The sequence below is a fragment of the Cellulomonas septica genome (genome assembly GCF_012396155.1).
GTDB lineage: Bacteria > Actinomycetota > Actinomycetes > Actinomycetales > Cellulomonadaceae > Cellulomonas > Cellulomonas septica.
This window is the reverse complement of record NZ_JAAXOY010000017.1, coordinates 1-14,739: the sequence shown is the minus strand read 5'-3', so window position 1 is coordinate 14,739 and position 14,739 is coordinate 1. Positions and strand designations below refer to the sequence as shown.

At 72.3% G+C, this 14,739-nt stretch carries 10 protein-coding genes and 1 pseudogene; 5 read left to right on the top strand and 6 right to left on the bottom strand.

All coding sequences use genetic code 11. The features are described 5' to 3' along the window. Window positions 1-201: pseudogene (locus HGA02_RS02025) on the bottom strand (hypothetical protein); the annotation flags it as partial. 262 nt (window positions 202-463) lie between these two features. Then, on the bottom strand, window positions 464-1,528 hold the full coding sequence (locus HGA02_RS02020; RefSeq protein WP_168677005.1) for an LLM class flavin-dependent oxidoreductase: 1,065 nt from the start codon (window positions 1,526-1,528) through the stop codon (window positions 464-466). A 318-nt stretch (window positions 1,529-1,846) separates the two neighbouring features. Between HGA02_RS02020 and HGA02_RS02015 the strand changes: the two genes are divergently transcribed. From HGA02_RS02015 to HGA02_RS02000, 4 genes are all read left to right on the top strand, one after another. Beyond that, window positions 1,847-3,415 carry a pectate lyase family protein gene (locus HGA02_RS02015; RefSeq protein ID WP_168677001.1) on the top strand — a complete coding sequence of 523 codons (1,569 nt, stop codon included), beginning with the start codon at window positions 1,847-1,849 and terminating at the stop codon, window positions 3,413-3,415. A gap of 236 nt (window positions 3,416-3,651) precedes the next feature. After that, window positions 3,652-4,317, top strand: coding sequence for a hypothetical protein (locus HGA02_RS02010; RefSeq protein WP_168676999.1), 666 nt, complete (start codon window positions 3,652-3,654; stop codon window positions 4,315-4,317). An 8-nt stretch (window positions 4,318-4,325) separates the two neighbouring features. After that, window positions 4,326-5,561 carry an alpha-amylase family protein gene (locus HGA02_RS02005; protein WP_168676997.1) on the top strand — a complete coding sequence of 412 codons (1,236 nt, stop codon included), beginning with the start codon at window positions 4,326-4,328 and terminating at the stop codon, window positions 5,559-5,561. A 553-nt stretch (window positions 5,562-6,114) separates the two neighbouring features. Continuing rightward, window positions 6,115-9,453: a glycosyl hydrolase gene (locus HGA02_RS02000; RefSeq protein ID WP_343035209.1), complete on the top strand. Its 3,339-nt coding sequence runs from the start codon at window positions 6,115-6,117 to the stop codon at window positions 9,451-9,453. Between the two features lie 137 nt (window positions 9,454-9,590). Here the strand turns inward: HGA02_RS02000 and HGA02_RS01995 are convergent, their stop codons facing one another. From HGA02_RS01995 to HGA02_RS01980, 4 genes are all read right to left on the bottom strand, one after another. Next, complete coding sequence (locus HGA02_RS01995) at window positions 9,591-10,568, bottom strand: LacI family DNA-binding transcriptional regulator (RefSeq protein ID WP_343035208.1); 978 nt, start codon at window positions 10,566-10,568, stop codon at window positions 9,591-9,593. A 159-nt stretch (window positions 10,569-10,727) separates the two neighbouring features. Continuing rightward, window positions 10,728-11,483 (bottom strand): AIM24 family protein, encoded by a 756-nt coding sequence (locus HGA02_RS01990; RefSeq protein ID WP_168676987.1) that lies wholly within the window; start codon window positions 11,481-11,483, stop codon window positions 10,728-10,730. Further along, complete coding sequence (locus HGA02_RS01985; protein WP_168676985.1) at window positions 11,483-12,124, bottom strand: AIM24 family protein; 642 nt, start codon at window positions 12,122-12,124, stop codon at window positions 11,483-11,485. The genes HGA02_RS01990 and HGA02_RS01985 overlap by 1 nt, the downstream gene beginning before the upstream one ends. 13 nt (window positions 12,125-12,137) lie before the next feature. Beyond that, the gene (locus HGA02_RS01980) at window positions 12,138-12,755 is read right to left on the bottom strand and encodes an AIM24 family protein (protein ID WP_168676984.1); all 618 of its coding nucleotides are present in this window, start codon (window positions 12,753-12,755) and stop codon (window positions 12,138-12,140) included. A 302-nt stretch (window positions 12,756-13,057) separates the two neighbouring features. Here HGA02_RS01980 and HGA02_RS01975 point away from each other — a divergent pair. Then, on the top strand, window positions 13,058-14,739 hold a 1,682-nt coding region (locus HGA02_RS01975), incomplete at its 3' end, for an HSP90 family protein (RefSeq protein ID WP_168676982.1).

The window sequence follows — 14,739 nt, the reverse complement described above, 5'->3', positions numbered from 1 at the left end:
CGCGTACCCGAGCCACGCGGCGAGGAACCCGACGGCGAACGCGCCGGCGCGCGCGCCGGGGGACCGGTCGGGCACGAGCCCGAGAGCCCCGCCGAGCGCGGCGCCCAGGAGCGTGACGCCCTGGAGGTCAGGGCCCGAGAACAGGACGATCGCGGTCGCGAGGACCGCGAGGGCGAGGCCCGCCAGGATGTGACGCCTCATGCTTGACCACCTCGTCGTGGTGACCGCCGGCGGGGTGCGCCCGGGGCGGTGGTGCGGGGACACGGCGGCCCGACGGGCCCGCTACCTGCACCGTCACCGTTGACGGTGGTCGTCGAGCGGGCCCTCGGGCGCAACCGAGCGACTGTCTAGCAGTCCGCCCAGCACCTGAGCCACGCGGTACTAGGTAAATCGGCGCGGTACTAGGTACATCGTTATGTCGCCGTGATCTGGTGTCGTCCGAACGGGTCCTCGCGGCGTCGCGTCAGTCCCGCAGCAGGGGGAGCAGCTGGTCGCCCTGCCGACGGATCTCGCGCAGGTACGGGGTGTCGGACAGGACGAAGTGCGTGACGCCCAGGTCCTGGTAGCGGCGCAGGGACTTCGCGACGTCCTCGGCGGACCCGACGAGCCACGTCGTGCCCGCGCCGCCGCCCCCGAACCGGCCGGGGGCTGTGTAGAGGTTGTCGTCGAGCACGTCGCCCCGGTCGGCGAGGTCGAGCAGGCGCTGCTGCCCGACGGCGGTGCCGCGGTGCGGGTCGACGGGGAGGGAGCCGCGCGTGCGGGCGAGCTCGGCGACCTTCGCCTCGGCGTCGGCCCACGCCTGCTCGGTGGTGTCGCGGACGAACGTCGTGACGCGCAGCCCGAACTGCAGCGGCGCGTGCGCACGACCGAGCCTCTGCTCGAGGGTCCGGAGGCGGTCGATGCGCTCCTCGACGCCCGCGAGCGGCTCGCCCCAGAACAGCTGGACGTCGGCCTCGGTGGCGGCGACCCGCTCGGCGGCCGCGGACGCACCGCCGAAGTAGAGGGTGGGGTGCCGGCGGTCGCCGCGCGGTTCGATGCGGGGCAGCACCGTCGACCCGGTGACCTGGAAGTGCTCGCCGTGGAAGTCGACGTGATCCTGCGTCCAGAGGAGCCGGACGAGCTGGAGGAACTCGCGCGTGCGGGCGTAGCGGTCGGCCTGGTCGCCGTCCGTGTCGCCGTACGCGGCGAGGTCGTCCTTGCCGGAGACGACGTTGACGCGCACGCGGCCGCCCGTGAGGTGGTCGAGGGTCGCGGCGGCGGACGCGAAGTGCGCGGGGCGCCAGTAGCCGGGGCGGACGGCGACGAGCGGCTCGAACGTGGTGGTGCGCGCGGCGAGCGCGGCGGCGACGGTGAAGGTGTCGGGCCGTCCCCACCCGGTGCCGAGCAGCGCTCCCGTCCAGCCGTGCTGCTCGAGCGCGACGGCCTGCTCGGTGAGCGTGTCGAGGCTGTTGTGGTCGGCGGACACGGGCTCGCCGCGATGACCGGGCGCGACCTGGTTGGGGATGTACCAGAGGAACTCGGTGCTCATCGGTGACCTCCTGTCGGGAGCGCGCACTGTCCCCCGCGTCCTGCGGCGTGTCCAGAGGTCGACGCAGACGTCCCGCGTGGTGAGAAGCGGCCGGATCCGCCGCACATAGCGCGCATCGCTGCAGGTCAGCTGCCTTTTCGGAGCGCGAAACGTTTAGCCGTTGAGTCTTCGGAAACCGCTGTCCTACGATCGAGAAACCGGTTACTCACACGGTGTGGGTGACGTCTGCAGAACCCGCGACGACGCGGCGCAGCGCCCTCGACGGCGCGCGGGACGCACCACGGCACTGCCCCTTCGATGACGAGGTGAGAGGCAACGATGAACCGACCAGTCGCAGTGCGACTTCTCGCAGCAGGAGCCACGACGGCCCTGGCTGCCACGATCGGCCTGACCGCCCTGGTTGCCCCCGGCGCCGTCGCGGTCACGGGCACCGCCAACGGCTTCGCGGCGACGAACGGCGGGACGACCGGCGGCGCCGGCGGCACGACCGTCAAGGCCAGCACGGGCACCGCGATCCACCAGGCGCTGTGCAGCCGCTCGAGCAAGACGACCCCGATCACCATCCAGGTCGAGGGCACGATCACCGTCGGCAACACGTCGCAGGTGTCCGGCTCCGGGTGCAGCACCGCCTCGGGTGTCATCGAGCTCAAGGGCATCAGCAACGTGACGCTCGAGGGCGTGGGCGGCGGCGCCACGTTCGACCAGATCGGGATCCACATCCGGGACTCGAGCAACATCATCATCCAGAACGTGACGGTCAAGAACGTCAAGAAGTCGGGCTCGCCCACGTCCAACGGCGGCGACGCCATCGGCATGGAGAGCACCGTCCGCAACGTCTGGGTCGACCACGTGACGCTCGAGGCGTCGGGCGGCGAGTCCGAGGGCTACGACGGCCTGTTCGACCTCAAGAACGACGTCGAGAACGTGACGCTGTCGTACAGCATCCTGCGCAACTCGGGCCGCGGCGGCCTCATCGGGTCGAGCGAGAGCGACACCGGCAGCGGCAACATCACGTTCCACCACAACCTGTACTCGAACATCGACTCGCGCACCCCGCTGCTGCGCGGCGGCGTCGCGCACATCTACAACAACCACTACGTCAACCTGCACGAGTCCGGGATCAACTCCCGTGCGGGCGCCAAGGCGAAGGTCGAGAACAACTACTTCGAGGACTCGAAGGACGTGCTCGGCACGTTCTACACCTCGGAGCGGGGCACCTGGCAGACCTCCGGGAACATCCTGGACAACGTGACCTGGTCCTCGAGCGGCTCGGACACCTACCCCGCGGGCCCGAGCATGGCCTCCACGACGACCGTCTCCGTGCCGTACTCCTACACCCTCGACGGCGCGTCCTGCGTCCCGAGCGTCGTGTCGGCGACGGCCGGCGCCAACAAGGGCCTGAAGACGTCGAACGGCTCCTGCACGCCGACGACCCCCAGCCCCACGCCGACGCAGACGTCCAACCCGACGCCGACCCAGACGTCGAACCCGACGCCCACGTCCAACCCGACCACGCCGAGCGGCACCAACCTCAGCATCGGCGCCGGCGCGGACGGGTCGAGCAAGGCCAGCGGCACGAGCTACGGCAACGTCGTCGACGGCTCGACCAGCACCTACTGGTCGCCCTCCGGCTCCACCGGGAAGATCTCGGTGAAGTGGGGCTCGGCGAAGACGATCTCGAAGGTCAACATCTTCCAGGCGTCGGGCGGCGGCTCGATCGGCTCCTGGAAGATCCTCAACGCCGACACCGGCTCGACGCTCGCGTCCGGCAGCGGCGCACCCGGCGTCGTGTCCTTCTCGTCGACGTCGCTCAAGAAGGTGACGCTGGAGATCGTGAGCGCGTCGGGCACACCGCGCATCGCGGAGTTCCAGACGTTCGCCGGCTGACCGGCTGACGGACTGACCGACTGACTGCTGGCCGGCTGGCCGCCTGACCGAATGGCCTGCTGACCGGCCGACCAGGGTGGAGCCCCGAGAGTCCTGCACGTGGACCCTCGGGGCTCCGCCTCGTCCCGCGCGCCGTCCGCCGGCGCGCCGTCCGCCCGGACGTCGTCCGCCCGCGCACCGTCCGCCCCCACGTCGTCCGCCCGCGCGTGCCGGGTGCGGAGTAACGTCCAGCGACCGTGGACGCCTCGTACCCGCCGCCCTCCCCGTCGACCTCCACGACCCCGCGCCGCTCGCTCGTCGGCCCTGTCGTCCTGACGTCGGCGGGCGCGCTGCTGCTCGTCGGCGCGATAGTCGCCGCGGTCGTCGTCGCGCGCACGTTCCTGTCGCTGCTGCCGCTCGGCGTGATCGACGCGCAGGGCGACGCGGGACCCTCGGCGGTGGCGTGGACCGACGTCCCGGGGGCGGTCGACGTGGACCTCGCGCCCGGCCGGTACGACGTGTTCCTCGTGGTCGACGACGTCGACGCGCACACGGGCCTCGACGCGGACGTGCGCGTCGTCGGCCCGGACGGGTCGCCGGTGGAGGTCGACGACGCACCGGGTGTCAGCATCAACGCGCAGCGCGGCGACCGGCGGGCGTTCAACGTGGCGGCGTTCACGGTGACGGCCGCGGGCGAGCACACGGTCGTCGTGCCGGGCTCGCCGAGCGACGGCGCGCTCGCGGTGGTCGCGGAGGGGCAGCGCACGTCGTCGTTCCTGCTGGGGGTGTTCGGCACGATCGGGGGCGTCTTCCTCACGATCGTCCTCGGCCTGCTCGGGCTCGGCCTGACGGCGGGCGGGGTCGTCTGGTGGGCGCTGCGCGCGCGGGCACGTACGGTCGGTCCGACGGCACGCGTCGGCTGAGGAGGGGCATGGGCTGGGTCGAGCACTGCATCTGGTGGCACGTCTACCCGCTGGGGTTCACGGGGGCGCCGATCCGGACCGAGCACGACGCGGCGCACCGGCTGCGCCACCTCGAGGCGTGGCTCGACTACGCGGTCGAGCTCGGCACGTCGGGGCTGCTGCTCGGGCCGGTGTTCGCGTCGGAGTCGCACGGGTACGACACGCTCGACCACTTCCGGATCGACCCGCGCCTGGGAGACGAGGCGGACCTCGACCACCTCGTCGCGGCCTGCCGTGAGCGCGGGCTGCGCATCGTGCTCGACGGCGTGTTCAACCACGTCGGCGCTGGTCACCCGTGGGTGCGCGAGGTGCTCGAGGGGGGTCCCGACGGTCCGCTCGCGGACGTGCTCCGCGTCGACTGGTCCGACCCCGCGAACCCCCGCCTCGGCGACTTCGAGGGCCACGGGTCGCTCGTCGCGCTGAACCACGCGTCGCCGCGGGTCGTCGACCTCGTCGCCCGCGTGATGACGACGTGGCTCGACCGCGGGATCGACGGCTGGCGGCTCGACGCGGCGTACGCGGTGCCGACGGAGTTCTGGGCGCAGGTGCTGCCGCGCGTACGCGAGTCGCACCCCGACGCGTGGTTCGTCGGCGAGGTCATCCACGGCGACTACGCCGCGATCGCGCAGGCGGCGACGTTCGACTCGGTCACGCAGTACGAGCTGTGGAAGGCGATCTGGAGCAGCCTCGTCGACGGCAACTTCTACGAGCTCGACTGGGCGCTGCAGCGGCACGCCGAGATCCTCGACAGCGTCCTGACCAGCACGTTCGTGGGCAACCACGACGTCAGCCGGATCGCGTCAACCGTCGGTCCGGAGGATGCCGTGCTGGCGCTCGTGGTCCTCATGACCGTCGGCGGTGTCCCGTCCGTCTACTACGGCGACGAGCAGGGGTACACGGGCGTCAAGGAGGAACGGCTGGGCGGCGACGACGACGTGCGCCCGTCGATGCCGGCGTCGCCGGACGACCTCGCGGCGTGGGGCGCCGACACGTTCCTCCGGCACCAGGAGCTCATCGGGCTGCGGCGTCGGCACCCGTGGCTGGTCCGGGCGACGACCACGGCGACGTCGCTGACCAACACGCGCTACGTCTACACGGCGCGCGCGGGCGACGAGGCGCTGCACGTCGAGATCGACGTGACCGACGGGCACCGGGCCGTCGTGCGTGACGGCGCGGGGACGGTCCTGTTCGAGTACACCGCCTGACGCGCCGGTCGGTAACCGCGCCAGGACGCGAGCTTCAGCGGTCGAGTCGCACGCGGGTCGCGGCGGCCGCTTCCGTCGGGTCGGAGCCGGGCCTGCCGCGCGTGCACGCGGGTGACGGGCGTGCGCGGGACGGGTGCGGGCGGTGTCCCTCGTCCGGGGACGACTTCCTCCTTCCGCTTGACTTTGTCCTCCGCCGCCAGCAGCCTTGACGCTCAACGCCGGTGACACGAGTCAACGACCGTGACCAGGCCTCAGAGACGAGGCCGTGCGCCGGCGACGGACTGCACCACGGCGGTCACGAGCCGCCCGCACCACGCCGGCCACGAGGCACGGTCCGCGCTGCGACAGGGACGTCGCACCGCACCGGGCCGACGACCGGCACCCGCCCCGCACCGGCGCCGCCCCGCGCGACGCCGGTGAGACCAGCACGCCCGGCGCGCACGTCCCCCGACGCCCGCGCCGCCCTCGGTGCCGCACGACCGTCGACGACGACCGTCGCCCGGCACCCGACCCGAGAAACGGAGACCGTCGGATGTCATCCCATCCCCTGCCGGTGAGGGCGCGAGCCGTCGACCGGCGCGCCCTCGTGGCGATGATCGTGGTCGGCGCCCTGGTGGCGTACCTCGTCCAGGCGCTGTTCCTGCCCGTCCCGCGCGCCGCCGCCGTCGCGGTGGGCTCGGGCAGCTACGCCGAGGGGACGCCCAGCGGGGGCGCGGTGCCCACGGAGTGCAACGGCACCCCGGTCACCAACCCGCGTGCGCACGTCACGTCGAACTTCCCGGCGGGGGCGATCCCGACGAACGACTGGTGGACGTCGCTGCTGTGGCGCAAGTTCGACTGCAACGCGATCTCCGAGAACCTCGTCGCGCACCCGCTGACGTTCAAGGCGTTCACGAACGGCCTGGGCGTGAGCTACCCGACGACGCCGAGCGTCTCCGGCACGTCGACGGGCGTGAGCGAGTACCACTACTCCTACGCCGAGGACTTCCGGCTCGGCGTCGCGGGCCTGTCGTCGGACGGCAAGGTCGACGGCTACTCCGACTGGACCGTCAGCGAGCTCTGGACGAACGGCTCGAGCAGCCTGCGCACGACGTTCGGGCACGGCCTGCCGTTCGTCTACGCGACGAAGACCGGCGGCAACGCGACCCTGACGACCACGGGCACGCCGACCGTGTGGAGCAACACCAACGCGGCGCTGGGCTTCACGGTCAACGGCCACGACTACGCGGCGTTCGCGCCGTCTGGTTCCACGTGGAACATCTCCGGGTCGTCGATCAGCTCGTCGCTGAACGGCAAGGACTTCTTCTCCGTCGCGGTCCTGCCGACCGGGTCGGGGACCAGCACCGCCGACAAGGTGGCCGCGCTCAACGCGTACGCGACGTACGCGCACAACCACGTGACCGGCACCAAGGTGTCGTGGTCGTACGACGAGTCGACCGCGCGCATGACGGCGACCTACGCGTTCACCACGACCGCGAAGCAGGGGTCGGCGACGGGCACGGTGTACGCGCTCTACCCGCACCAGCGTGACCAGCTCGCGGGCGTCACCCCGAGCAGCTACGCCTACGTCTCGCCGCGCGGCCCGATGCGCGTCGTCATCGGCTCGTCGCAGTTCCAGACGGTCACCGCGTTCAACGGCGTGCTCCCGCAGCTCGCGGCCACGGGCTTCACGCCCGGCTCGGCCGACGCGACCCAGCTCAACGGCTACGTCGACCAGGTCGCCGCAACCGACCCGTTCGCGGGCTTCGGCGAGGACACCTACTGGACGGGCAAGGCGTTCGGCCGGGCCGCGCAGGTCATCCAGATCGCCAACCTCACGGGCAACACCACCGCGCGCGACGAGCTGCTCGCCTCGGTCAAGACGCGCCTCACCGACTGGATGACCGCGTCGTCCGGCGAGACGCAGCGGGCGTTCTGGTACAACCCGTCGTGGGGCACGCTCATCGGCTACCCCGCGTCGTACGGCTCGGACACCGACCTCAACGACCACCACTTCCACTACGGCTACTACGTCGTCGCGGCCGCCAACGTCGCGCAGTTCGACCCGTCGTGGGCCGCGGACTCCGCGTACGGCGGCATGGTCAACACCGTCATCAAGGACGCGGCCAACTGGGACCGCAGCGACACCCGGTTCCCGTTCCTGCGCGACTTCGACATCTACGCCGGCCACGACTGGGCCTCCGGGCACGGCGCGTTCGGCGCGGGCAACAACCAGGAGTCGTCGTCCGAGGGCATGAACTTCGCCAGCGGGCTCATCCAGTGGGGTCAGGCGACAGGCAACAAGACGGTCCGTGACCTCGGCATCTACCTCTACACGACGCAGGCGTCGGCCATCGAGAACTACTGGTTCGACACCGACGACGAGGCGTTCCCGGCCTCCTTCGGGCACTCCACGGTCGGCATGGTGTGGGGCGACGGTGGCGCGTACTCGACGTGGTTCTCCGCCGAGCCCGAGATGATCCAGGGCATCAACCTGCTGCCCAGCACCGCGGGTCACCTCTACCTCGGCTACAACTCGTCGTACATCGGCCGGAACCTCACCGAGCTCGAACGCAACAACGGCGGCAAGGCGACGGTGTGGAAGGACATCATCTGGGAGTTCCAGGCGCTGGCCGACGCCCCCACCGCGCTGTCGGAGTTCCGGTCGCAGGCCGGCTCGTACACCGTCGAGGAGGGCGAGTCCCGGGCGCACACGTTCTACTGGCTGAAGAACCTGTCCGTGCTCGGCACCGTCGACCGGTCCGTCACGGCGAACACCCCGCTGCACGCGGTCTTCGTCAAGAACGGCACGCGCACCTACCAGGCCGCCAACATGGGCAGCTCGGCGATCACCGTGACCTTCTCCAACGGGGTCACGCTGTCCGTGCCGGCGCGGTCCGTCGCGTCGACGACGGGCGGCTCGACCGGCGGTGACACCACGGCGCCCTCGACCCCGTCGGGGCTGAGCGCGTCGGGGACGACGTCGTCGTCGACGTCGCTCTCGTGGTCCGCGTCGACCGACAACGTCGGCGTGACCGGGTACGAGGTGCTGCGCAACGGGACCGTCGTCGGCTCGACGTCCGGCACGACGTACTCGGCGTCCGGGCTGTCCGCCGGCACGACGTACACGTTCGCCGTCCGGGCGTACGACGCGGCCGGCAACCGGTCGTCGTCGAGCACCTCGATCAGCGTCTCGACGCCGTCCGGCACCGGGAGCGACACCACCGCACCGTCGACGCCGAGCGGCCTCGCCGCGTCGGGCACGACCTCGTCGTCGACGACCCTGGCGTGGTCGGCCTCGACGGACAACGTCGGGGTGACCGGGTACGAGGTGCTGCGCAACGGCACGGTCGTCGGCTCGACGACCGGCACGACGTACACCGCGTCCGGCCTCTCCGCGTCCACGGCGTACACGTTCGCGGTCCGCGCCTACGACGCGGCCGGCAACCGGTCCGCCACCAGCGGCTCGGTGTCGGTCACGACGTCGGCCGGCACGGGCACGGGCGTCGACGCGACGTCCCGCATCCAGGCCGAGGCGTTCAACGGCCAGTCGGGCACCGCCACCGAGGCGACGTCCGACACCGACGGCGGCCTCAACGTCGCGTGGATCGGCAACGGCGACCACCTGCGCTTCGACAACGTCCGCTTCGGCTCCACGGCCCGCACGCAGTTCAGCGCGCGCGTCGCGTCCGGCGCAGCCGCCGGGGTCAGTGGGCTCGTGGTCGTGCGGCTCGACAGCCTCACCGCGCAGCCCGTCGGCAGCTTCGCGATCGGCAGCACGGGCGGCTGGCAGACGTGGAAGACGGTCCCGACGAACATCGCGGGCGTGACCGGCACCCACACGGTCTACCTGACGTTCGAGTCCGGTCAGCCGGCCGACTTCGTCAACGTCAACTGGTTCACGTTCCAGTAGGCCGACCGACGACAGGGCGCACCCGCCGGGCTCCACACCGGCGGGTGCGCCCTCGGCGTGTCAGGACTGCTCGCCGTCGCGTCGTGGGGACGTCCGACCGCGACACGACGACGCGACGTCGACCTCGACGGCCGGGGTCAGGTGGACTCGCGTGCGACGACGTGGAAGACGTCGCTCGTCTGGGACGGCGGCCGGACCGCCGGGTCGAGCGCCGCGAGCACGGACGCGGCCAGGTAGGACGCCTGCGCGTCGATGGCCTGCCAGATCGTGGTGAGCGGCGGCGCGGCGAGCTTCGCGGTCGGGATGTCGTCGACGCCGATCACGGCGACGTCGTCGGGCACGCGCAACCGTTCGGCGCGCAGCCCGGCGAGCACCGCCAGGGCGACCTCGTCGTTGTACGCGGCGACCGCCGTCACGGGCTCGTCGCCGGACCGCCACGCCTGCACGGCCGCGGTCGCCGACTCGACGTCCAGCCCCACGGCCGCGACGCGCGGGGCGGGCAGTCCGTGGTCCTCGCACGCCGCGCGGACGCCCGCGAGCCGGCGGTCCGCGAAGGCCGCGAGCCGGTCGTCCGCCGGTGCCGCGTACGCGAGAGCCCGGTGCCCCCGCTCGACCAGGTGGTCGACCTGGAGCGCGCCGATGTTGGTCTGCGGGACGGAGAAGATCTCGGGGTGCGGGTCCTCGTCGAGCGCGGTGCCGACGACGGGGATGCCCGCCCGGCGCATCGCGTAGGTGTCCTCGTCGGCGAACGGCGCGAGGCCGAGCACCGCGCACGGCGTCACCGCGCGCCACAGGTCGGCGAGCGACCCCTTGCCGCGCCCGCTGTGCACCAGGACGGACAGGCCGTGGTCGGCGAGCGTCGTCGTGAGGTGGTCGATGAGGGTGTCGATGACGGGCCCGACGGTCCAGTCCGGCAGCACGACCAGCACGAGGTCGGACCGGCCCGAGCGCAGGGTCCGGGCCGCCGCCGACGGGGTGTAGCCGAGCCGCGCCGCCGCGTCGAGGACGCGCTGCCGGGTCGCGTCGGTGATGACGACGCCGTCCTTGGCGTTGAGCACGTAGCTCACCGTGGTGCGCGAGACGCCGCTCTCCCGGGCCACGTCGGCACTGGTCACCCGCGGCACGGTCTTCCTCCTCAACCTGGCCGGACTGCGCCGCCCACCCTAGACCCGCGCACCCGCGTGGAGACCGTGCGTCGTCGAAGAACGCGCGCGCGGCGCAACGACGCGCGTCCTGCGGTGACGCAGCCGAGGGCGGGCCGCGCGCAGCGGACGTCAGGCCTGCTGCGAGCGGGCGACGAGCTTGTGGCCGAGCTGGCCGGCGGAGTGGGCGTCGAGCATCTGGGTCTGCGCCTCGACGATCCGCAGCAGCGCGGGGTCGTGCCGCTGCACCTCGGACGACTGGAGCAGCACGGTGCCCTTGCCCGTGAAGTCGTACTGCCGCTCCTCGCCGGACTCGCGGCCGAACATCATCTGGACGCCGGCGACGAGCGAGTGCGCCATCCAGTTGTAGTCGTAGTGGTGGCTCGGCGACGGGCAGTCGGCCCAGCCGAGCAGCGCCTCGGGGTCGGCGCGGAACGGCGGCTCGACGAAGATCACCGGGCCGTTCGACGACGCGAGGAACTTGCCGGTGCCGATGAGCGTGACGAAGCCGGGCACGATCGACTGCTTGAGCTCGAGGCCCGTCTCGAACGCCAGCAGGTTGGTCTGCTTGATCGTGAGGTTGCCGTCGCCCAGGTCGTACGAGTTGATGTCGTTGCCGCGGTCGCCGATGACGAGCTTGCCGCGACCGCTCGCGACGACCCACTCCTGCGCGTACAGCGGCGACGCGAACCGGGCGGCGACCCACGACGCGCGCGACGCGTAGGCGCTCACGGCGGAGAAGTCGATGTTGCCGTAGTACGCGATCATCGCGCCCTTCGACGTGAACCACTCGCCGTTCAGGTCGATCGAGAACGAGTACGCGTTGACGTTGTCGTTCGCCGGCAGGGTCCGGGCGTCGTAGACCGTGGTGTCGATCCCGCTGATCATCAGAACTTCTCCTCGGACGCCTGGACGTAGACCGTGCCGTGACCCGACACGTGGAGCTGGAACGCCTCGCCGGAGCCGCGGCCGACGAGGTCGCGCAGGCCGACGCTGGCCTTGAGGTCGACGTTCAGGGCGCCGGTGTGGCCCACGTACGCCTGCGGGTCGACGCCGACGACCTCGCCGTTGAGCTGCAGCGGGAAGGTGCCGCCGTGCGACAGCAGCGCGACGGACCCGTGCCCGGAGACGCGCGTGGTGAACAGGCCCTGCCCCGTCATGGCGCCGCGGACCGCGGAGCGGATGCCGCCCTGGCCGATGAACTCGACGCTGGTCTGGAGGTGCGCGTCGTGCGCGAGCAGCCGGTCCGCCTCGACCGTGAGCGAGTCGCCGGTGAGGTCGACGACCGTCACGTGCAGGCCGCGGAACCCGTACAGGACCGAGCCGTTGCCCTCGGTGGCCATCATCGGGTTGGACTCGCCGGACATCGCGGCCCCGACGAAGCCGCCGACGCCCTGACCCTGGCCGCTGATCGGGCGGAAGGACACGTTGCCCTCGTACCCGAGCATCGCGCCGCGGCGCGCGAGCACCGGGTTCTGCGTCGTCACGGGGATGCGGACGACCTTGCTGTTGACCTTCTCGAACGCCATCGTCGTCGCCCTCTCAGCGCTCGGCCGGCTGGATGTAGACGGTGCCGTTGCCCTCGAACCGCAGGGAGAACGGCTCGCCGCCGTCCTCGCCGATGACCGACCGCCAGGAGACGCCCGACACGAGGCTCATCTGCGTCTGCCCGGTGCCCGCGACGTAGACGTCGGGGTCGACGACGAGCGGCTCGCCGGGCGTGACGGCGAGGGCGATCAGCGGGCCCTCGGACATGATCGCGACCTGCCCGGTGCCGGTGACGGTCGTCGTGGCGAGGCCCTGCCCGCTCGTCATGCCTCGGAGGCCCGCGAACTGCACGTCGAGCTGGAGCCCGTCGGTGACCGCGAGGATGTGGTCGGACTCGACGGTCAGCCGGTCGTTCTGGAGCTGCACGACGGTCACGTCCATCGCGTCCTGCGCGAGGTAGACGCGACCCGCGCCGCTGCACGTCATGAGGGAGATCGACTCGCCGGCGACGCGCTGCTTGAGCGCGGCGCGGAACCCGCCGCCGCCTCCCATGCCGGCCGACTTGAACTCGACCTTGCCGGTGTAGGCGACCATCGAGCCGGACGCGGCCCGGACGGTGTCGCCCTGGAGGTCGGCGTGCAGGACGCGCTTGTCCGCGGTGAGGACGGCCACGGTTCCCCTGTCTGACGGGCGCGCGCGTGCGCGCGCAGGCGGAGGTCGACGCCGCGTCCGGGGGCGGTGGGCGTCGGGACTCCGGGGAGCCTAACCGTGCGGTGCGACGACCGCGCCGCGTTCGGGCCCGGAGGGCAGGTGATTCCCCGACTCGGGGGAACATCCTCCGCCCCGAGGACGCGACAACGCCCCGAGAGCGCGACATCGATGCCTCGCTGCCGTGCCGATGTCGCCGTCTCGCGGATCCGTCGGGAGCGCCCGAACCCGCCCGGCGGGCCGGGGTTGGCACCTACAGTGCACGGGTGCCTGACGACGGGACGAGCGGGACGACGACGCAGAGCGCCTTCCAGGTCGACCTGCGTGGCGTCGTCGAGCTGCTGAGCCACCACCTCTACTCCGGCCCGCGCGTGTACGTGCGCGAGGTCGTCCAGAACGCGGTCGACGCCGTGACGGTCCGCGGTGCGCGCGACGACCGTCCGGCGCTGCTGCTGGTCCCGGCCGACGTGTCCGGCGACGGGCGGCTGCACGCGATGGACTCGGGGGTCGGGCTCGACGAGGACGACGTGCGCACCTTCCTCGCGACGATCGGCCGGTCGAGCAAGCGCGACGAGCTCGGCCTGGCGCGGTCCGACCTGCTGGGCCGGTTCGGCATCGGCCTGCTGTCGTGCTTCATGGTCACGGACGCGATCGAGGTGGTGTCGCGCCGCGGCGACCGCGGCGACGAGCCGCCGGTCCGGTGGGTCGGCGAGGCGGACGGGACGTACCGGCTGGCGCCGTGGACGCCCGCGTCGTCCGCGCCGGACGAGCGCGCCGCGTGGCTCGACGGCGGTCCCGGCACGTGCGTCGCCCTGGCACCGCGACGCGGGTCGGAGCACCTGCTGAGCAGCGCGAGCGTCGTCGAGCTCGCCCGGAACTACGGCGCGTACCTGCCGCACCGCGTGGTCGTCCGCACGCCCGACGGTGACGTCGAGGTGAGCAACCGGACCCCGCCGTGGCGCGAGACCGACCCCGAGCGGCGCCGCGACGCGTGCGTGCGGCTCGCGGAGACCGAGCTCGGCGGGACGCCGTTCCACGTGCTCCCGATCCGCGTGCCCGAGGCCGGGCTCGACGGCGTCGCGGTGATCGCCGGCCAGCGCTCGTCGAGCGCGCGGCACGGGCGCCACCGCGTCCACCTCAAGGGCATGCTCCTGTCCGACCAGGTGCCGGACCTCGTGCCGGAGTGGGCGTTCTTCGTGCGGTGCGCGGTCGACGCGGAGCTGCTGCGGCCGACGGCGGACCGCGAGGGGCTCGTCGACGACGACCTGCTGGAGCACGTCCGCACCTCGATCGGCGAGCAGGTGCGCGCGTGGCTCGTGCGTCTGGCGGCGACCCAGCCGCACCGCCTGCGCGAGTTCCTGTCGTTGCACGACACGGCGGTGAAGGCCCTCGCGCTGCACGACGACGAGCTGCTGCGCATCGTCCTGCCGCTGCTGCCGTTCGAGACGAACCAGGGCGTCACGACGCTGCCCGAGCTGCTGGCCACGACGGACGTCGTGCGCGTCACGCAGTCGATCGACGACTTCCGGCAGGTCGGTGCGGTGCTCGCCGCGCAGGGCGTCGCGGTCGTCAACGGCGGGTACACGTTCGACCTCGCGCTCGTGCACCGGCTGGTCGACGTCCGGCCGGACGCGGTCGTCGAGCGCGTGACGCCGACCGATGTCGAGGGGCACGTGCGGTTCGTCGGGGAGGAGCGCGCCCGGGAGGTCGCGCCCGCGCTCGACGAGGTGCGTGCGGTGCTCGACGCGGTCCAGGTGGACGTCGAGCTGCGGTCCTACGCCCCCGCGACGCTCCCGGCGCTGCTGGTCGAGGACGACGCCGCGCAGGACCGGCGCGAGGTCCGGACGGTCGCCGCCGAGGTCGACGACGCGTGGGGCGCGCTGCTCGGCGCGTTCGACGACGGCGGCAGCGACCGGCCACGCCTGCTGCTCAACGACGCCAACCCGAC